Source organism: Methylobacterium sp. WL9, assembly GCF_008040035.1.
Classification (GTDB): Bacteria; Pseudomonadota; Alphaproteobacteria; order Rhizobiales; family Beijerinckiaceae; genus Methylobacterium; species Methylobacterium thuringiense.
The window spans coordinates 1-18,500 of the sequence record NZ_VRVE01000016.1 but is presented as its reverse complement, the minus strand read 5'-3'; the positions used below and the strand labels follow the sequence as shown (position 1 = coordinate 18,500).

Below are 18,500 nucleotides of genomic sequence, written 5' to 3'. Positions count from 1 at the left end.
TAACCCTCACCAGTTTCGGAACCGGGCCGGCGGCTCGTAAAGACCACCCGACCAGTGCACGAGATCCTTGATCGACCTGGCCGCCAGCAGGGAACGGTCGGCGTCGAGCGGTTCGATGCCGAGATCTTCCGGACGGCGAACGATGCCGCGCGATCGCAGCTCTTCGACCTTCGCCTTGTCGCGTCCGCGCCCGACCTCGGTGTAACCGGCCACGCCGCGGATCGCCTGTTCGCGCTCGTCGGCGTCACGGCAGAGCAGGAGGTTCGCGATGCCCTCCTCGGTGACGATGTGGGTGACGTCGTCGCCGTAGATCATCACCGGAGCGAGCTCCAACCCGATCTTTTTCGCGAGTTCGAGGGCGTCGAGACGCTCGACGAAGGTCGGCACGAGCTTGTCGCCGAAGGTCTCGACGAGCTGTACCACGAGCTTGCGCCCGCGCATCAAGGCCGGATCGCCGGTGATCTGCGCCTCTCGGCCCGCCTTCATCCAGGTATCGGAGGGGTGGCGCCGCCCATGCGGGTCGGAGCCCATATTGGGCGCGCCGCCGAAACCAGCGACGCGGTTCGTCGTGATGGTGGAGGAGTGGCCCATCAGGTCGATCTGCAAGGTCGCGCCGATGAACATGTCGCAGGCATAGAGCCCGGCGGTCTGACAGAAGGCGCGGTTCGAGCGCAGCGAGCCGTCGGCGCCGGTGAAGAACACGTCCGGCCGCTCACGGATGTAGCGGTCCATGCCCACCTCCGAGCCGAAGCAATGCACCTGCTCCACCCAGCCCGACTCGATCGCCGGGATCAGCGTCGGATGCGGGTTGAGCGCCCAATGCGTCGCGATCTTTCCCTTGAGGCCAAGTCTCTCCCCATAGGTCGGAAGCAGCAGTTCGATCGCCGCCGTCCCGAAGCCGATTCCATGATTCAGCCTGCGGATGCCGTATTCCGCATAGATCCCCTTGATCGCCATCATGGCCATCAGGATCTGTGTCTCGGTCATCGCGGCCGGATCGCGGGTGAAGAGCGGCTCCACATAAAAGGGCCTATCCGCCTCGACGACGAAATCGACGCGGTCACCCGGGATGTCGACGCGGGGGACTTTTTCGACGATCTCGTTGACCTGGGCGATGACGACGCCGTTCTTGAAGGCGGTGGCCTCGACGACCGTCGGCGTGTCTTCGGTGTTCGGCCCGGTATACAGATTGCCGTCGCGATCGGCCGATACGCCGGCGATCAGCGCGACGTTCGGCGTCAGATCGACGAAGTAGCGGGCGAACAGCTCCAGATAGGTGTGCACCGCACCGAGTTCGATCTGACCGCCATAGAGCATCTTGGCGATGCGGCCGCCCTGCGGGCCGGAATACGAGTAGTCGAGCCGCTTCGCGATCCCCTGCTCGAAGACGTCGAGATGCTCCGGCAGCACGATGCCTGACTGCACCATGTGCAGGTCGTGGATCTTCGCCGGATCGCAGGCGCTCAGGCCACGTGCGAGGCAATCGGCTTGCTTCTGGTTGTCGCCCTCCAGGCAGACTCGATCGCCCGGCTTCAGGACGGCCTCCAGCAGATCGACGACGGAGGCGGCCGCGACGACCTTGCCGCCGCTCCGTCCGTCCGAATGCGCGCGACCGGCAGCGATTCGCGCATCCCGATCCGCACGCTGCTTCCGCCAATCCACCATCGGTCCCTCCGGGGCATTGCGTATACGAAGACGCCTAAATTCCGCATTGCAGAATTTTTATGCAGCCATCTCAGCCATTTTTGTATCCTCTATTGCGGTTTTGTCAATCAAATGTATACAGAATGAAACATAATGCGAATCACGAGGCCGCAGGAGGCGACGCCCATGGACGCCGTATACCGAACCAACGCCGATGCTCCCGGTCGGACGCCGTGCTTCCTCCTTTGCGCGGATGTGAAGCCATGATCATCCTCGGTGTCGCGCTTCTCGCAACCTGCACATTGATCGGCGTCTATCTCGGCGATCTGCTCGGTGCCGCGCTCGGTGTGAAGGCCAATGTCGGCGGTGTCGGCATCGCGATGATCTTGCTCATCGCTGCGCGCGTCTGGCTGAAGAACCATGGCCGCCTGACGAAGGGCGTGACCTTCGGGGTCGAGTTCTGGGCCGGTCTGTATATCCCGATCGTCGTGGCCATGGCTGCGCAGCAGAACGTGGTCGCAGCGGCGAGCGGCGGCCCGATCGTACTCATCGCCGCGACCGGGTCGCTCGTACTCTGCTTCGGCTGCGTGGCGCTGTTGAGCCGGTTCGGCCGCCGGCCGGAAGACGACCACTGGGCCGAACATGGCGGCTCCGTCATTGCCGGTGATGCCGAAGAACTGCCGCCCCCCAAGGGTACGGACGCCAAGACGACCGTCGAGCCGGTGCGAGACGCATCCGCCTCCGCGATTTCTGCTGGCCGGAGGCTTTGAGCACGATGTTGCACGGGATCGAACACGTCTTCATCGAGCAGAGCCTCGTCGCGGCCTTCGCCCTCGTCGGCGGGCTGATGCTGCTCTCCAACTTCGCCGCCAAGCACCTGACCAACGGGCGCGTGCACGGCTCGGCGATCGCCATCGTTCTCGGCCTCGCACTCGCCTATTTCGGCGGCTTGTATACGGGCGGAAAGAAGGGGGTCGCCGACATCCCGGCGCTCGCCGGTATCGGCCTGATGGGTGGGGCGATGCTGCGCGACTTCGCGATCGTCGCCACCGCTTTCGAGGTCGATGTTGCCGAAGCTAAGCGGGCCGGCCTGGTCGGTGTTCTGGCACTCGCGCTCGGTACGCTGCTGCCCTTCCTGGTCGGCGTGGCGACGGCGATCGCCTTCGGATACCATGACGCGGTCTCGATCACGACGATCGGCGCAGGCGCCATCACCTACATCGTCGGTCCGGTCACGGGCGCCGCTATCGGAGCGGATTCCACCGTGATGGCGCTCTCGATCGCCACCGGCGTCACCAAGGCGGTCATGGTGATGGTCGGCACGCCGTTGGTCGCCAAGTTGATCGGCCTCGACAATCCGCGCTCGGCCATGGCCTATGGCGGCCTGATGGGCACGGTGAGCGGCGTCGCGGGCGGGCTCGCGGCCACGGATCCCCGGCTCGTACCTTATGGTGCTCTGACCGCGACGTTCCACACCGGCATCGGCTGCCTCGTTGGCCCGTCGATCTTCTTTCTTACGGTGCGGGCGCTGGTCGGCTAGATCACGCCGCGTTTTGATCGAATCGATCAAAACGCAGAAAACGCGATCGATTCAAAAGTTTAGAGCAGGCTGCGAAAAGCCGTGGCCACGTTTTCGCAGCCTGCTCTAGGCTGAAACAGCGGGCGAGGACGATGGATTCGGGATCGGTCGGGGATCGCGGTCTGCTCTCCGATCACGTTCGCAACGCGCTGACCGACGCAATCGCCAGCGGCAACCTCGCCGCAGGCACCGCGCTCGACGAGCAGGAATTGGCGGATCGGTTCGGCGCTTCGCGGACCCCCGTGCGCGAGGCGCTGCGCCAGCTCGCATTCAATGGCCTCGTCGAATTGAGGCCACGGCGGGGCGCCGTCGTCATGCGCACCACGCCCGAGCGCATCGGCGACATGTTCGAGACGACGGCCGAAATCGAGGCGATGTGCGCGCGGTTGGCGACCTACCGGATCACGCCATTGGAGCGCAGTCGCCTCATCGACCTCCACGAGGCCTCGGCCCCGATGGCGGAGAGGAGCGACTTCGATGCGTATGATGCGCTGAATCGCGAATTTCACGAGACGCTCTACCGAGCGACGCACAATGCGTTCATGGCGGAACAGGCGCTCGCAATTCGCTCCCGGCTCTCCGCGTTCCGTCGCACCCAATTGCGCTACGGAACTCGCATCCAGGCATCGCGCGCCGAGCACGGCGAAATTCTTGCCGCCATGGCCGAGGGCGACGGCGAGGTTGTTGCACGGCGCATGCGGGCTCACATGCTCAAAGCAGCGAGTGCGCTCGGGCGATACATCGCCGAGCATAAATAGTGGTTCCAGTTGCGGGACTTGAACTCGCGACCGACCGCTTACAAGAGCGCGAATCTAGCCGTTCGACGATTTCAAGCAATCGCACTCAATTTCATGCCATTCAACGAAATCGGACTTGCGATCTCCGCTGGGTGGACCAAGCCCAAGCGTGAAACGCTATGAAATTTCTGGTAACTCCGCTCACCGCCGCATCGCCACGTGACTGTAACCACGTCTGCAACCGCGTCAAAAGGCTTTGAGAGATAGGGCGGTCGGCGGTGCTAAAGAACGATTTGCGTTGGCAGGAAGCAGGACGACCGCTTCGGAGCGCTCAAGTACGAATGCAGACGTTGCCATTCCGGCCGCTCGCGACCCAACCTGGCCGTTACCATTGACCTACGCCCTACTCAAAAGCGGACTTTGATCGCGCCGCCGTTCCGGCAGTAGCACGCCCATTACAATCATTCAGACTATCCGTATGAGGCTCTGGCTCGAGACCGTCGCGGCACTGGGCGCCTTCAGCATAGGAGGCGCAACTGGGCCACGTGCTCCCGGGTCATGCCGATTGATTTCACATGAGAAAGGCAGGTTCGGCAGCGAATGGACCAAGGCCATGTCACTCGTTCGAGAGCTTCTCACAAAGCCCACCAACCTGGGGATTCCATCCAGTTACACGGCCTGCCAACGGCGTGATCTACCTTGCCGCCGGCACGCTGCTGAACGCCTGGCCGGGCGCGACGCAGACGCTGTTCGGGGACCGCGCTTTCATTGGGATGAGCAAGGACTCATCCGCGTCATCGGCTGGCTGTACCTGCTCGGAGGTCGTTCGGGCGCGCGACAGGTCGTTGCCGCGTCTGTGGTCGACCGGTCGGTTCTTGTTCCAGGCGTTCTCCTGCCACTGGCGACGTCCGGCGTGTTCCCTCATTTGCTCGTGACATTTGGTAGGCCGGACTCCACGCTTGCCGTGAGAGTGTGGTTCCTGTTCGGTCGGGATGCCACCTTGGCGCCCGGGTCGAGAGACAGGGCGCCGGAACGCTTACCCCAGTCGCTGCCATGAGGTTTCCGGCTGTGACCAGCGAGCGCCGAACGAGAACGCAGGGCGGCAGGCGGCCGGAGGAGGAGCACGCTCTGTGAAGCGCCTGAAGCTGCTTGGCCAACGTACGCTTGTCGCGCTCCTTGGCCTGATCACCGTCTGGCTCATCCTGGTTCTGTTCTACGACGTCGCCGACCGTCGCCTGCCACTCGTCTTGGCGATCGCGTCCACCTACGTGGCCGCCGCCTACCTGATCCTACCGCGCGCGATCAGGCTCGGTGCCCACATCCTCAACCGGGGTCGGGTACCCTCCTACACGATGACCGGCGATGGATTGCCGGGCGATCCGGTCAACCTCGTCCTGATCGGCACCTTCGATGATTTGCGCCGTGCCTTCGCCCTCGCCGGCTGGACACAGGCAGATCCCCTGGGCCTCCGCAGTTCATGGCTGATGGCCTACGCCTTCGTCCTGAACCGGCCCTATCCGAGCGCCCCATTCAGCACGCTATTCCTGTTCAACCGAGGGCAGGACACCGGCTTCCAGTGCTCCATCGACGACAGCCCCCGCAAGCGCCACCACGTCCGGTTCTGGGGCCTTTCCGCCGAACGCGACGAGGGATCCCTGGACACGGTGGCCTTCTGGCTCGCGTCTGGCTCACCGGCCGCTTCCGAGCGCGCGATGTGGGTCGGTGCCGCGACGAAGGATATCGGTCTTTCGTTGACGAGCCTCAGCTTACAGGTCACCCACGCGACCGACGTCGACGCCGATGCAGAGCGTGCGTTCCTTGTACAAGTGCTGACGGATCACGGTGGGATCGGCCCGGTCCGCTACCACCGGCCGGGCGAGCGGCTGACACTTGGCTCCGTGAACCGCTACCTCAGCGATGGCATGCTGGCCGTCGCGGATTTGAGGCCGGAGCCCGATCATGGGCGTTGACTTGGCGTCCATGGCCGAAGGTAGCGTTCTACGGAACGGAAGCAGTCGGACTTCAAACCACCCCAAGCGGCCTGACCGCTTCTGGAAAGACGCGTGAGAAAGGCGGGTCCCGATGCATCGTCCGACGATCGCTGCGACCTCCTCCGAAGCTCGTCCCTCAGCCTGTCCGGCCGCCTCCTGACAAATTACCAACCCGATCCGCCGCGAAGCGCTCGCGGAGCCATGCCGCGGCGGGGCCGCAAGGCCGTTGCTTGTGCCAGACCAGTTCGAGGGCGATGGGCCAGTCGCCCTTGTCGAACTGCAGGTCCGGCTTGACGAGGTACGGCGCGGTGAGGGACGCGGCGATGACGTGGTCGGTGACGAAAGCCCAACCGATCCCGTGCTTGACCATCTCCAGAATGACCCAGTGGCTTTCCACCCACCACACCTCGGCGGCCACCCGCAGGCGGCGCTTCTCCGGCCCGTCACTGCGGGCGGCCACAAGGATCTGGCGGTGGCGTTTCAGTTCCTCCCACTCGACCCGTGCCTTCGCCAGCGGATGATCACGCCCGCAAACGAGCTTGAGGGGCACCCAACCGATGGTCTGAAAGCCGAGCTCCGTGGGCAGCACCTCCTGGCGCCACATCACGCCGAGGTCGGCGGCTCCGGACTGCACCATGCGGCTGACATCCTCCATCAGCGGGAAGAGCAGCTCGAGTTCCACGAATGGGAAGCGCCCGGCAAAATCGGCGAACAGGGCGCCAAGGGCATGCTCGGGATAGAGTTCGTCGATGGCGACCACCAGCCGGTTCTCCACCCGCTGTTCCAGGCTGCTCGCCACGCCGATCATGTGCTCGCGCCGGTCGAGCACGACCCGCGCCTCCAGCAGGAGCCGTTCCCCCGCCGGGGTGAGCACCGGATTCCTGCCTGCCCGGCTGAACAGGGCCAGACCCAGATCCGCCTCGAGGTTCGCCACCTGTGTGCTGACGGCCGACTGCGCCTTGCGCAGCGCACGGGCAGCCCCGGAAAACGAACCGGCCTCGGCTGCCGCCACGAAGGCCTGAAGCTGGTCAAGGGAGACGGCCATCTATCTGAGTTCCAGATATGTACCAACTTGCCGACCGGAATATCACAGATAGAAGGCGGCGGACCAGACGCGCTTTCCAGGCCAGACCATGCGCAGCACACGCGACCGTATCCGCCACGCCATCCTGTTCGAGATCGTCGGGCTCGCGCTCATCGTTCCGCTCGGGACCGTGCTGTTCGGCCTGCACGCCTCCGACATGGGCGTGATCGGCGTGGGCAGCGCCCTGGTCGCGACGGCGTGGAACTACGCCTACAACCTCGGCTTCGATCGCGCGATGCAGCGGCTGGTCGGGCACACGCGTAAGAGCCTCGTCCTGCGGGTCGGCCACGCCGTGCTGTTCGAAGCGGGGCTGCTCGTGATCCTGCTGCCACCGATCGCCTGGTATCTCGGCATCGGCCTCGTTCAGGCCTTCATCATGGATATCGCGATCGCGGCCTTCTACGTGGCCTACGCCTTCCTCTTCAATCTGGCCTACGACCGGGCCTTTCCCCTGCCGGGCTGGGGCGAGGTCGCAGCGGAGCCCTCCCGCTGAGCATGTCCGAACCTCGCGCCCGCCTTCTGGTGTTCGGCTGCAGCAACCGGATAACGGGAGCAGGTATGCAGCTGAAGGCTCGCGTCCGTACGTCGAGCCAATAGCCGCCGACGTTCGGGAATGCCTCGTTGAAAAGGATCCTCGAATGCAGGTCTAGCACGATGAAAACGTCGTCGGTGTCCCAGTCACCGGTCCGATGCGATTGCGCCGCTCTATAACGTCGCCCCCGTGATCAAGCGGGAACGGGTGATCTGCCGAGTGCTTCGCCTGCCAGCCGACGCAAGACTTCCGCATAGCGGGTCAGCACTCGGGAGAGCGGTGAGCGCCACAAGCCATATCCATCGTCGCACAGTGGATCGTTCACCACCGGGCTGCCGTCGCTGCCGACAAGCACATTGCCGATATTGGGGTCGAGCCCCTGTGGCGACACCGCCCGTAGTTTGGCGACATAGGTCTCGTATCCGGGCCACGTGGCCCTGAACGCCTCGCGGATGCCGTCGAAGCTCGCATGATCGACCCGCGGCTCATGCGCCGGCCATTCAACTTTGAACCGATCGCGCACGCCATCATCCATCGCAACACCCGGATGGTCGGCGATGACGGCATGGGCGTAAGCCAGCCACCAGATGTCGTGCGCAGGATTGGTCAGCCGCGAGCCCACGGTCATCAGGGCACCGCAGCGGCTGACATGCATGTCGTAGATGCGCGGCGCATGCGGTCCATTCGAGCCCGCAAACCCTTTACGTAGGAGAGCCGCATAGTCGCCGAACCCGTCAGCCTTGCGCGCGAAGCGCACGACGACATTCGGGTGGTCCGGATGCGCGTGGACGGTGCCATGGTATCCGAAACCGATCTCGGACCAGCCTGTGGCGAGGAGCGCGGCATAGGCCCCAGCAGCCGACCGTTCGACGATGCCCAGGGCAGCAAGCGAGGGGCTGAAGGTCTTTTCCTGAGTTCTGAACCCGAACATCGCAGCCGCTCCTTCCTGCCACTCCATGACCCCACGCGACGCGCACTCAGCAGCCGCACGGATGCGGTGTCGAGGTGCGACCGGACGAGCAGGTCCGGCGGAGGTCTAGGTGACCCAGTCGATGTCGGGGGGCGGCGTGACGCGCGTGTCACTCCACTGTCATGGAATGACCCGAGCCTTCGGAAAGTTCAATCCCTACCGAAGCGTAAATCGGCAGTTGTGGGATGTGAGCCATTCCGATCCGCCGTCCGGCGGACGTCGACCATCCCAGCCAGCAGCCTCCGGGCCAGGCCCCGATCCGCTTCGCTCAGGCCGAATTCCGCGATCGGCCGGACGTGCCGACCCAAGTGCACGGGGCCAACTTCGACGTCGTCGAGGACGAGATAATCCGTGATACGATTCCGGGTCGCGTGCTCGGCGATTTCGTCGCCGCGTCCGGCTCGCTCGGCGGAGAGCATACCGCCCGTCTTGGCATCTCGGCTCGTCTGCAGGATGGCGGTGTGCCAGTCGGGGTGAAAGCAGGTTTCGGGAAGGCCGGCATCGATCAAGGTCGGACGGCAATCGGCGACGCGCCATGTCGATGAAACGACCACCTTGGCGTCGAACTCTATCACCAAGCCGGCGACGATGGCGACCTGGACTGGGTTGAGCTCGTCCTTGCCGGCGCGCCGTTGATAGCCGACCGTCGTCACAACGCCGTCCACGTCGAGGTAAATCGTCAGCGGAGCGGTGCCTCTATGCTCGTTCAAGAGGCCAACCTCGTCTGGTGCAGCAACCTTGCATTCGCCGCGGACGCCTACAATGCGTCGCTGCAACCGTCCAGCGTGCGCATGAAGGACACCATAAGTGCGGGCGGTGCCGCCTTTGGCCGAGGTTGACGATCAGCTATGGCGCGGACAAGTCTCTGACGTCGACGCGCGGAGCCCGAACCATAGCGGACCCGTATGCCTTGGGTCTGTCGATCAGGATGTTAAGCGCACCAGATGCGTGCGGCCGGCTCGGGTAATGAACCAATCGTCGTGGAGACAGAGATTACGTCTTGTCCGGCTCGGTCGAGGGAGCGGCAATGGTGCCCACGCCGTGGCCCAGATCCAATCCCCTATGGGGCGGTACGCCGCTCGGCAATACGGGCGCGGTCGAGGCCTCGTCCAGCACCTGTGTGAGGCCAGCCTCTACCTTTTGGATGAGGTCCGCAAACCTGTATGGCTTGCTAGAGCGCTTTCCGACCAAGTGGTTGCCGGTTGGTCGAAAGAAAGCGCGTCACAACAAAGGATTAGAGACGCCGACCCGATGCAATCGGGTCGGGTACGGCTCTAAGCAAGTGCGTACCCGGCGGCAACTCGCGCTGAAGCTCGGCTCCAACTCCCGAGGTGACAATGATGCCGACATCGGGCCAACGGTGGTGAACGAGGTGGGCCAGGGCCACACCATCGCCTACAATGCTACGCCCCGTGATGAGTATGCGCACGGTGGCTGGTCCTTGAAGCATCGCCAGTGCCTCGGCGGCGGTGCAGACCTCTATGGCCTGATAACCAATATTCGTCAGCATGTCCGCGGTGACCATACGGACGAGCTGGTCAGACTCTGCGATGAGGATAGCTATGGGCCTGCTGTCAGACACAGACGTGCTCCGCGTGATCAAGGCGGGAACGCTCGCTGCTCTCAGGCAGAGGCGGCCGGTACCGAAGCCAGCGATGCTCCTTTATGCGTCACTTATTACCCAGACGCGATGACCCGCGATCGCAGTAGCTCGTCACCTAAGGGGTGCACCCTGGTAAGGCCGCTTTCCACCTAATCCGATCGAAATCTCTGCTACACCCGACAGCCTGAAAGCGGACCTTCCCCCAAAGCCTCTTAAGGGCCGGGACCGGCCCCGGCAGCGGGGTACCAAGCGTCACATTTCCCTTATTAGGCGCGTGTGGCGCCCACGTAGGTCAGCAGCCGTTGCGCCAGCAGCACTGCGGTCGGCGCGTCTACCGCCGAAGCATCAGCGCCGACCTGTTTGACGTATTTGGGATGCTCAAGGAAAACCGGGCCGCCGACCATGACGCCGATGGACGTGTTGAGCGAAGCCCGACGCACGGTGCGGATTGAGGCCGCCAGGTGATCGAGGTGGCTCTCCCGGCTTAGGGTCAGACCCACGACGCCGAACCATTGTGATCCGACCCGTTCGGCAATCTGCTCGGGACTGGAGGCGAGGCCACTGGCGACGTGCCAGCCAGCCTTGCGCATGAACTGCTCGACGATCGCCAGGCCGAAAGTGTGCTGCTCGCCCGGTGCTCCCATCAGGAGGATGCGACGCTTCTCGTCGAAAGGCGCGATGCCGCCGTCCATACGGAATGTGGCCAGCAGGAATTGCAACTGAGCCAGACCAGCTGTGACCTCGATAAAATCGCACAGGTCATCGTCCCACATCCGTCCCAGCAGCGCGGCCGAGGGCGCGAGAAGGTCGAGGAACAGGTCATCGGCCGCATAGCCCTGCACCATGAGGGCGCTGAAGGCCTCCATGAGTGCCGTGACATCGTGGGCAAGAATCAGATCGGTGAACTCAGCCACCGCCTCCGTTTCGAGCTTCGGCAAAGCTTCCGGTTGTACGCGCAACTCGTTTCGGTCGAGTAGCATCAGGCGTGGGATAATCTCGGCCTGGATAACCCGGCCAAGCGCCAACGTCCGTTCGCGCGCGTGTTCGGCAGATCTCCGTCGCGCGTAGTCCTCTCGGACGCCTGCCGCTTCGGCGATCTCGGCTGTCAGCAGGTTGGCCCACTCATGGTGGGATGGTCCCAGTTCCAGCATTGCTCCCTACCCACGGTCCAGAGTTGAGATCCCCGTCGCCATCCGGCCGTCGAGCAGCCGTTTTAAGGGGCAGGAACAAACCTCACGGCAGTCGAAATGTAAAGGTTGACATTCGACCCTTCGAACCCAATGACCGTTGTGCCACGCCCCGTCCACCCACCACGAATAGCGGATGAAGTGCTGGGCTGTGCCAAGTATATCAACACTATAAAGAAGATATTTGTCTTTGTTTTGTCTGCGGGAGCCGGCGTTCGGCAGAGTTGAGGTACGGAATCAATTCACTTAGTGCGTTTCGCAATTCGCCTCGCGCAATTCCATTTGGCGACTTGCGAGCGGATAGACCATTTCGCCGCCACACCAGTGGCGGATCGCCTTGGAGTGACGAGTTGCCGGCCCGATCAACTTCGCCCAAGCGAATTCAGCGGTCCTGAGTCGAGTTGCTTGAGAATCCGCGTGAGCGCCGCGACGTTGTTTTTGTCTTCGGCACTTTCGAGTGCGTCCTGTAGGACCATGCGGATGTCTTCGGCCTCGACCTTATCCATGTCCCAGTTTGGATAGAGACGCTCTCGCTTTTCTTCACTCTGGTCCAGCGTGACGATATCGTAATGCCGCGGATCGCTATGTAGGCTCGCGATCAGATTCTTCATCTGGGCGGCCGGCCCCTCGATCCACTGGAAGAAAACGCCGCTACCGAAAACCAGCACCCCGGTGATACCGCGCGCGAGATTATTGCGCTGGGCCAACTCGACGATGCGACCGACCTCGGCGTCGTCGACGCTGTCGACGGCACGGCTGCAGTAAACGAAATGATGTAGCGCTGGCAGCGCTGCTTCGTCCAGATCAGCGTCGCGGAGAAAGCCATATTCGTCGAACATGGGTAGGCTTGCTCCAGTGATGTCAGTCAAGGCGTTTCGCCCGGCGAGCGAGCAGCGACATAGTGCAGTTGGATGCATTTAAAGTTGAAGCGTGGCGCACAGACCGACGTGCGGATACCGAAAGTGCTGCTATTCGATGCCCTCAACAGCCCGCTCGCCCTCGACCAAGCCATCTGACTTAAATCCATACTGCATTATTTCGTGCGCGGGCGACAGCGAAATTGCCGCCGCAGTGCTGTCTGACATGGCACGCACATCACGTTTCGCCACGTGCGTGATCCAAACCACCTTTGCCGTAATGGGATCCGCTCAGGCAACCAGCTGCGTTCAAGGCCGGGTCAGGCTACAAATCAACTTCGGTCAGAACGCTTCTGCCTGAAACTGCCGGCGCGTCCGTTAAAGGCGCCCTACCGGCCGTGACCGGCACATCCAATCCAGAACAAGTGGTTGAGAGGCAGGGCCCCCGCGCACGGCAAGCGGCGGAGATTTACGGGTCAGCGCAAGCGGTGAGCCGGTCGCCTCCGGCCAATCGAAATCGGCGGTCCCAGCCTCGACTGCATCCTGCACGTCATCCCCAAGGGGGCGGCCGACGGCGTGGTGCCGCGCACGAACAAGGTGGTGATCGGCGGCTTCTTCCTTGTGGCTACGGTGCCGGCGGTGCTCGCCGTGCAGCCGGACCCTACGCCGTACATCGAAAACATTCCGGCGAAGCTGCGTGATTTCTGGAGCAAGAGCGCTCAGCTGCAGCGGCACCCGCCGCCGGCCTGATGCGCCAAGGTCATAATGATTTGGGCCCGCCCGGCTTTGGCCGCGGCGGGTTTTTGCATGCCTGGTGCGTGCCACTGGAGAACGCTTCGTGGACGAAAGTTGAAACTGGAACCGCCAGTTTCAACTCCGGCCGGAAAAAGTGGTGCCGGTTGCGGGACTTGAACTCGCGACCTACCGCTTGCAAGGCGGTTGTCCGAAGAGATTTGCATGTCGTAAGCCTCTGTCTTTGCTAAGAAATTTTGGACGGCTTTGGCTTTCGCTCCAAACTTTGGGACTTTCCTCGGGACTTGGTGCGACGGCGGTCATCATCGGCGGCCGTCGTTTTCATCGCCTCGCGGAGATCGTCGAGGCTCGCGTGCGCGTATTTCTCGGTCACACGCATGGTCGAATGGTTGAGCAGGCGCTGGACCAGCTTCAGGTTCCCGGTGGCGCGTAGGGTCCGCGTCGCGCTCGTGTGTCGGAGGTCATGGATCCGCAGGCCGACGACCTCGGCCTTGTCCATGGTCCGGCGCATGCGGGAGCCGAGCCCCCAATAGGTGATTGGGTAGCGGTCAACCTTCACCAGTTCGCGGCCGGATCGCTCCTCGCGCCGGGTCCGCTGGCAAATGTAGGTGAAGACGTGTGTCGGGTGGTGCCCTCGCAGCGGCCAGAGCAGGGCATGCAAATCCGGCGTGATCGGGATGATGTGCGGCTTGTCGCCCTTGCCGACGATGCGCAGGACTTCGGCGTCGAAATCGACCTGGGGCCACGTCAGCGACACGACCTCGCGCCGGCGTAGGCCGGGGATCTGCGCGAAGACCCGCGCTGGGCGATAATTGGCGCGCTCGTGATCCTCGATCCGACCCTCTTCCTCATAGGTCATCTCGCGGACGCGCTCGCGTGGCTCGGCCAGAATGTGGGCCGTCCAGTTCGGTTCTCCGATGCATTCCTGTGACCGACGACCTCTCGGAAGACATCGGCACCCCGCATCCGCTCGCCATCCCGGCAACGGATCAGCCGCAGTTTGACCTCGGCGCGGCGACGGTCACGGAGATCGGCGGCACGCAGAAGTCCGTGCCGGATGCGCTCGCCGCGAAGCTCGCGACAACTTATACCAACGAGCGCTGATCATAACCGATGAGCCCATTCGCGCAGTCGGATGGACATGATCTTCCAGGGTTGATCGGTGAGCCTGTTCCAGGCGTTGCAGCAGCGGTCGACGATGTCCTCGTAGGATGTGAAGATCCGGTCGCCGAGCCAGTTGTCGCGGATGAACTGCCAGACATTCTCGACGGGATTGAGTTCCGGAGCGCGGGCTGGGAGTTGCAACAGTGTGATGTTGTCGGGCACGACGAGGTCGCCGGCGACGTGCCAGCCGGCGCCGTCGAGCATCAGCACGGCATGGGCGCCGGGATCGACGGCGAGGCTGATCTCGACCAAGTGCGCGTTCATCGCTTGCGCATTGCAGCGGGGCAGGACGAGGCCGGCGCCCTTGCCCTTCTCGGGGCAGATCGCTCCGAAGATGTAGGCATGTTCCGTACGCTGATCCTTGGGGGCTGTGGGCCGCGTGCCGCGACGCGCCCAGCGACGTGGCAGGGTGTTCTTCTGGCCGACGCGAGCCCTCATCCTGAGGCTCTCGAAGGACGTCCTGCCACCACAGCTCGATGTCCGTGCCGACCGGCAGCGTGGCGCGGATCGCCCTCAGCGCGGCGGGCAGACTTTTTTAAACACCGCCAGCGCGGCCGAATCCTGGGCATAGTGCCGGGGTCTGGCGGAGAGCTTGGCAAAGCCGAGCTTCCGCAACGCGCGCCCGACCGTGGTCTCGTCCAGGCTGACGCGGAAGCGCGCATAGAGCCAGGCGGCCAGATCCGTGCGCCGCCAGCGCACGACGCCGTCCTGATCCGGGTCTGGACCGTGCTCGACGATCGCGGCCAGCGCCCGGCGCTGGTCGTCGTTCAGCTTGGGCCGCTGCCCCGGTGCCTTGCCGTCGATCAGGCCAACCGGACCATCGGCGTTGAAGGCCAACACCCAATCGCGCACCGTCTGCAGGCCCACCGCTCCGATCCGGGCTGCGTCCGTGCGGTTGCCACCATCGTAGATCGTCGCCAGCACCAGAATACGCCGGCTTTGCCCGGCATCCCGGCTCGTCTTGGCTAGATGGCGCAGAGCGTCGGTGTTGAAGTTTTCGCGAAGCGGCGCGGCTGCGGACATGGCAAACCTCCCCGGTTCACCGCATCGAATCAGATCCGCCGCCTATCCGAAACCCCGTGAGTCACCATCAGAGCTCGCTGGTATTATTTCGCTGCGTTAGACAACTGACTAACCCGGCGAGTAGCGATTGCCGCTCGCCGAGAGGCCTGAGATGTGCTGGACGGCCCGTATAGGCGGAAAGGAGCCGTGGGTCGTCACTTCGCCTAGATGGATTCGGCAGAGGATGTCTCGATGCACATCGCTGATGCGACGTCCAGAGAGGATGTCATGCTACATCAGACCATGAAAGCCCTGACGCTCCGTTGGGAAGCCACGCTGGCGATGTCACTTTAGTCGCGCGGCGGCCCAGGCGATGTGGTCGTCCATGAAGCTGGAGATGAAGAAGTACGAGTGGTCGTAGCCTTCGCGCATGTTCAGCGTCAGTGCGATGCCGGCCTTTTTGCACTCTTCCTCCAGCAGCCACGGCCGCAGGCCGTCCTGAAGGAAGCTGTCGGCGGTGCCCTGATCTACGAGGAATTCGGGGAAGCGGTGGCCGTCGGCGATCAGCGCGGTGGCGTCATGCGCGCGCCATGCGCTCTCGTCGGTGCCGAGATACTTCTCCAGCGCCGGCTTCGACCAACCGGCGGTCATCGGCTGAGCGATCGGCGCGAAGGCCGAGCAGGACTTGAAGCGGTCGGGATAGGTCAGCGCGATGGTCAGCGCACCGTGGCCGCCCATGGAATGGCCGAAGATGCCCTGGCGGCTCATGTCAGCGGGGAAGTTCTTCGCCACCAGTGCCGGAAGCTCCCCGGTGACGTAGCTCCACATCCGGTAGTTCTTGGCGTAGGGCGCCTGGGTGGCGTCGAGATAGAACCCGGCGCCCGAGCCGAACTGCCAGTTGCCGGCCTCGTCTGGAATGCCCTCGCCGCGGGGGCTGGTGTCGGGAGCCACAATGATGACGCCGTGGCGGGCGGCGGCCTGCCGGTACTCACCCTTGTCCATGACGTTGGCATGGGTGCAAGTCAGGCCCGAGAGGTACCACAGCACCGGCACGGGGCCGTCGGCGGCCTGAGGCGGCACGAACACCGCAAAGGTCATCGGGCAGCCGGTGGATTCGGCCTCGTGCTTGTACACGCCCTGGATGCCGCCATGCGACAGGGCCTTCGAGACGGTTTCCATGGGGTGATCTCCTGGCGCTCTTTGAGCCGTTCGGGGCCGTTGGTCGGTGCGGGCTCCTCCCTTCCCCCATTAAGCATGGGAGGGTGGGCCTCGCGTCAAAGACGGTAGGGAGAGGAGAGCGACCTTTCCGGAGAACGTGCTCCCCTTTCCCTACCTGCTTCGCGGGCCACTCTCTCCCCCCGGAGGGGGGTAGGGAAGACCCGCGGGCTGGTTCTAGTACAGCACCACCGAGCGGATCGACTTGCCTTCGTGCATAAGGTCGAAGCCGTGGTTGATCTCGTCCAGGGGCATGGTGTGGGTAATCAGGTCGTCGATGTTGATCTTGCCCTCCATGTACCAGTCGACGATCTTCGGTACGTCGGTGCGGCCTCGGGCGCCGCCGAAGGCTGAGCCCTTCCAGACGCGGCCGGTGACGAGCTGGAACGGACGGGTCGAGATTTCCTTGCCGGCCTCGGCCACGCCGATGACGATCGACTCGCCCCAGCCGCGGTGGCAGCACTCGAGGGCTTGGCGCATCACGTTGACGTTGCCGGTGCAATCGAAGGAGAAGTCGGCGCCGCCGCCCGTCGCGTCGAGGATCGCCGCGACGACGTGATCGTTGCCGACTTCCTTTGGGTTGATGAAGTGGGTCATACCGAACTTGCGGGCCATCTCCTGCTTGTCCGGGTTAATGTCGACGCCGATGATCTTGTCGGCCCCGACCATCCGGGCGGCCTGGAGCACGTTGAGGCCGATGCCGCCGAGACCGAACACCACGACGTTGGCGCCGGGCCAGACCTTCGCGGTGTAGATCACCGCGCCGATGCCGGTGGTGACGCCGCAACCGATGTAGCAGATCTTGTCGAACGGGGCGTCTTCGCGGACCTTCGCCAGCGCGATCGCCGGCAGGACGGTGAAGTTCGCGAAGGTCGAGCAGCCCATGTAGTGGAACAGGGTGTTCTTGCCGCCCGGGCTACCGCCGGTGGAAGTGCAGGAGAACCGGCTGGTGCCGTCCGGCATCACGCCCTGTCCCTGCGTCGAGCGGATCGCGGTGCAAAGGTTGGTGCGCTGCGACAGGCAGGACTTACAGCTGCGGCACTCGGGCGTGTACAGCGGGATGACGTGGTCGCCGACCTTCAGGTCGGTGACGCCGGCCCCGACCTCGCGGACGATGCCAGCGCCCTCGTGGCCGAGGATCGCCGGGAACTTGCCCTCGGAATCAAGGCCCGAGAGGGTGTAGGCGTCTGTGTGGCAGATGCCGGTGGCCATCACCTCAACGAGCACTTCGCCGGCCTTGGGCCCCTCGATGTCGATGGTTTCGATGGTGAGAGGCTTCTTGGCCTCCCACGCGACAGCAGCGCGCGTTTTCATCACGTGTTCCTTTGTCTGGATGATAACGGACGGTGCCGAACTGCCGACTCTTCAGCGCGCCTCGCTCAGGGGCGGCACGCTGAACGGCCCGAAAATCTGGGGCGTGTGTGCTGCTTCTCGCGCGCGGATGCAACGCTTTCGGCTTCGTTTCGAGCGAACCTGTGCGTTTCGCATCCGAGACGGCGCTCAGGACGGCGACGCCAGCCTAACGGCATCGGCCGCTTAAAAGGACGCATGCTGATTTCGGCTAATTTTAGTAATAGAGAGCTGGTTCGCTCAACGTCCGCTTCCAGGCATTGCGGCGGACAGCCGAAATGACTGGGTCGGATGCGGAACGTCTGCTTTCGGGCAGGAAGCCAACTTCTGCTTCTGGCGCATAGGCGAAGGGCTTCGTTGGCTGCAAGCTGAAGCAACGATCGTGGCTTGTGTTCGGGCAATCGATTGCATTAACGAGATCGCTCAAATCACAAGCGTCTTATAATGGCCCTCGGCGTTTTTATCCATCGTCCTGATTCGGTCTACGATGACAGTCCGGCCGAGCGCTACCAATTCCCCCAGCAGTACTTGACCCGCGTCCAAGCCTGTCTTGGCGACTGGATCGTTTACTACGAACCACGCAAGATCACAGGCACACGTGGATATTTCGCGATTGCACGGGTCCAGGATGTCATCCCAGATCCCTCAGGTGCTGGCATGTTCGTCGCGGTTATCGAGCCCGGCAGCTACCTGGATTTCGCACGCCCGGTGCCGTTCGCTGATGAAAGCGGTGTCCTGGAGCGAGGCGTTCTGAACGATCAGGGCCGGATCTCGGGACGTGCGCAGTCAGCTGTTCGACCGATCTCACCGGCTGATTTCGATCGTATCCTCA

General features: G+C 63.5%; 16 protein-coding genes and 2 pseudogenes. 8 read left to right on the top strand and 10 right to left on the bottom strand.

Going from position 1 to position 18,500, the window contains the following annotated elements; all coding sequences use genetic code 11:
* Nucleotides 1-6: 6 nt before the first annotated feature.
* Nucleotides 7-1,665: a malonate decarboxylase subunit alpha gene (mdcA, locus tag FV217_RS08095; protein ID WP_147816684.1), complete on the bottom strand. Its 1,659-nt coding sequence runs from the start codon at nt 1,663-1,665 to the stop codon at nt 7-9.
* 242 nt (nt 1,666-1,907) lie between these two features.
* On the opposite strand from mdcA, the gene madL reads away from it, so the two are divergent.
* The 4 genes from madL (at nt 1,908) to FV217_RS08070 (ending at nt 5,930) form a co-directional block, all read left to right on the top strand.
* Complete coding sequence (gene madL, locus FV217_RS08090) at nt 1,908-2,414, top strand: malonate transporter subunit MadL (protein ID WP_147816683.1); 507 nt, start codon at nt 1,908-1,910, stop codon at nt 2,412-2,414.
* 5 nt (nt 2,415-2,419) lie between these two features.
* Nucleotides 2,420-3,184 (top strand): malonate transporter subunit MadM, encoded by a 765-nt coding sequence (gene madM / locus FV217_RS08085; protein WP_147816718.1) that lies wholly within the window; start codon nt 2,420-2,422, stop codon nt 3,182-3,184.
* A 131-nt stretch (nt 3,185-3,315) separates the two neighbouring features.
* Entirely contained in the window at nt 3,316-3,981 is a 666-nt protein-coding gene (locus FV217_RS08080; protein ID WP_147816682.1) for a GntR family transcriptional regulator, read from the top strand.
* A gap of 1,109 nt (nt 3,982-5,090) precedes the next feature.
* On the top strand, nt 5,091-5,930 hold the full coding sequence (locus tag FV217_RS08070; RefSeq protein WP_147816681.1) for an LssY C-terminal domain-containing protein: 840 nt from the start codon (nt 5,091-5,093) through the stop codon (nt 5,928-5,930).
* Nucleotides 5,931-6,087: 157 nt separating this feature from the next.
* Here the strand turns inward: FV217_RS08070 and FV217_RS08065 are convergent, their stop codons facing one another.
* A complete protein-coding gene (locus tag FV217_RS08065; RefSeq protein WP_147816680.1) occupies nt 6,088-6,996 on the bottom strand; it encodes a LysR family transcriptional regulator in 909 nt (302 codons plus the stop codon).
* An 88-nt stretch (nt 6,997-7,084) separates the two neighbouring features.
* On the opposite strand from FV217_RS08065, the gene FV217_RS08060 reads away from it, so the two are divergent.
* Nucleotides 7,085-7,528, top strand: a complete 444-nt coding sequence (locus FV217_RS08060) for a PACE efflux transporter (protein ID WP_147816679.1) — start codon at nt 7,085-7,087, stop codon at nt 7,526-7,528.
* A gap of 232 nt (nt 7,529-7,760) precedes the next feature.
* On the opposite strand, the gene FV217_RS08055 is transcribed toward FV217_RS08060, so the two are convergent.
* The 4 genes from FV217_RS08055 to FV217_RS08030 form a co-directional block, all read right to left on the bottom strand.
* A complete protein-coding gene (locus FV217_RS08055) occupies nt 7,761-8,498 on the bottom strand; it encodes a hypothetical protein (RefSeq protein ID WP_147816678.1) in 738 nt (245 codons plus the stop codon).
* A gap of 188 nt (nt 8,499-8,686) precedes the next feature.
* The gene (locus FV217_RS08050; RefSeq protein WP_147816677.1) at nt 8,687-9,247 is read right to left on the bottom strand and encodes an HAD domain-containing protein; all 561 of its coding nucleotides are present in this window, start codon (nt 9,245-9,247) and stop codon (nt 8,687-8,689) included.
* Between the two features lie 1,159 nt (nt 9,248-10,406).
* Nucleotides 10,407-11,291, bottom strand: a complete 885-nt coding sequence (locus FV217_RS08035; RefSeq protein WP_147816676.1) for a cobalamin-dependent protein — start codon at nt 11,289-11,291, stop codon at nt 10,407-10,409.
* Nucleotides 11,292-11,689: 398 nt separating this feature from the next.
* Nucleotides 11,690-12,166, bottom strand: a complete 477-nt coding sequence (locus FV217_RS08030; protein WP_147816675.1) for a BLUF domain-containing protein — start codon at nt 12,164-12,166, stop codon at nt 11,690-11,692.
* Between the two features lie 594 nt (nt 12,167-12,760).
* Between FV217_RS08030 and FV217_RS22785 the strand changes: the two genes are divergently transcribed.
* Nucleotides 12,761-12,934, top strand: coding sequence for a hypothetical protein (locus FV217_RS22785; RefSeq protein ID WP_187272480.1), 174 nt, complete (start codon nt 12,761-12,763; stop codon nt 12,932-12,934).
* A gap of 229 nt (nt 12,935-13,163) precedes the next feature.
* On the opposite strand, the gene FV217_RS08025 is transcribed toward FV217_RS22785, so the two are convergent.
* Entirely contained in the window at nt 13,164-13,796 is a 633-nt protein-coding gene (locus tag FV217_RS08025; protein WP_147816674.1) for a site-specific integrase, read from the bottom strand.
* Between the two features lie 68 nt (nt 13,797-13,864).
* Between FV217_RS08025 and FV217_RS22780 the strand changes: the two genes are divergently transcribed.
* Nucleotides 13,865-14,041 (top strand): hypothetical protein, encoded by a 177-nt coding sequence (locus FV217_RS22780; RefSeq protein WP_187272479.1) that lies wholly within the window; start codon nt 13,865-13,867, stop codon nt 14,039-14,041.
* Here FV217_RS22780 and FV217_RS08020 read toward each other — a convergent pair.
* From FV217_RS08020 to FV217_RS08010, 3 genes and pseudogenes are all read right to left on the bottom strand, one after another.
* Nucleotides 14,042-15,124: pseudogene (locus FV217_RS08020) on the bottom strand (IS630 family transposase).
* A 324-nt stretch (nt 15,125-15,448) separates the two neighbouring features.
* The gene (gene fghA / locus FV217_RS08015) at nt 15,449-16,282 is read right to left on the bottom strand and encodes an S-formylglutathione hydrolase (protein ID WP_147816673.1); all 834 of its coding nucleotides are present in this window, start codon (nt 16,280-16,282) and stop codon (nt 15,449-15,451) included.
* 213 nt (nt 16,283-16,495) lie between these two features.
* Complete coding sequence (locus FV217_RS08010; RefSeq protein WP_147816672.1) at nt 16,496-17,632, bottom strand: S-(hydroxymethyl)glutathione dehydrogenase/class III alcohol dehydrogenase; 1,137 nt, start codon at nt 17,630-17,632, stop codon at nt 16,496-16,498.
* A 480-nt stretch (nt 17,633-18,112) separates the two neighbouring features.
* Between FV217_RS08010 and FV217_RS08005 the strand changes: the two are divergent.
* Nucleotides 18,113-18,500 (top strand): annotated as a pseudogene (locus FV217_RS08005) (EVE domain-containing protein); the annotation flags it as partial.

Excerpts from the sequence above, each read along its gene's own strand:
- FV217_RS08025 (WP_147816674.1), bottom strand. The coding sequence starts at position 13,796 with ATGACCTATGAGGAAGAGGGTCGGATCGAGGATCACGAGCGCGCCAAT.
- FV217_RS08035 (WP_147816676.1), bottom strand. The coding sequence starts at position 11,291 with ATGCTGGAACTGGGACCATCCCACCATGAGTGGGCCAACCTGCTGACA.
- FV217_RS08055 (WP_147816678.1), bottom strand. The coding sequence starts at position 8,498 with ATGTTCGGGTTCAGAACTCAGGAAAAGACCTTCAGCCCCTCGCTTGCT.
- madM (WP_147816718.1), top strand. The coding sequence starts at position 2,420 with ATGTTGCACGGGATCGAACACGTCTTCATCGAGCAGAGCCTCGTCGCG.
- FV217_RS08030 (WP_147816675.1), bottom strand. The coding sequence starts at position 12,166 with ATGTTCGACGAATATGGCTTTCTCCGCGACGCTGATCTGGACGAAGCA.
- FV217_RS08060 (WP_147816679.1), top strand. The coding sequence starts at position 7,085 with ATGCGCAGCACACGCGACCGTATCCGCCACGCCATCCTGTTCGAGATC.
- FV217_RS08010 (WP_147816672.1), bottom strand. The coding sequence starts at position 17,632 with ATGAAAACGCGCGCTGCTGTCGCGTGGGAGGCCAAGAAGCCTCTCACC.
- mdcA (WP_147816684.1), bottom strand. The coding sequence starts at position 1,665 with ATGGTGGATTGGCGGAAGCAGCGTGCGGATCGGGATGCGCGAATCGCT.
- fghA (WP_147816673.1), bottom strand. The coding sequence starts at position 16,282 with ATGGAAACCGTCTCGAAGGCCCTGTCGCATGGCGGCATCCAGGGCGTG.
- FV217_RS08080 (WP_147816682.1), top strand. The coding sequence starts at position 3,316 with ATGGATTCGGGATCGGTCGGGGATCGCGGTCTGCTCTCCGATCACGTT.
- madL (WP_147816683.1), top strand. The coding sequence starts at position 1,908 with ATGATCATCCTCGGTGTCGCGCTTCTCGCAACCTGCACATTGATCGGC.
- FV217_RS08065 (WP_147816680.1), bottom strand. The coding sequence starts at position 6,996 with ATGGCCGTCTCCCTTGACCAGCTTCAGGCCTTCGTGGCGGCAGCCGAG.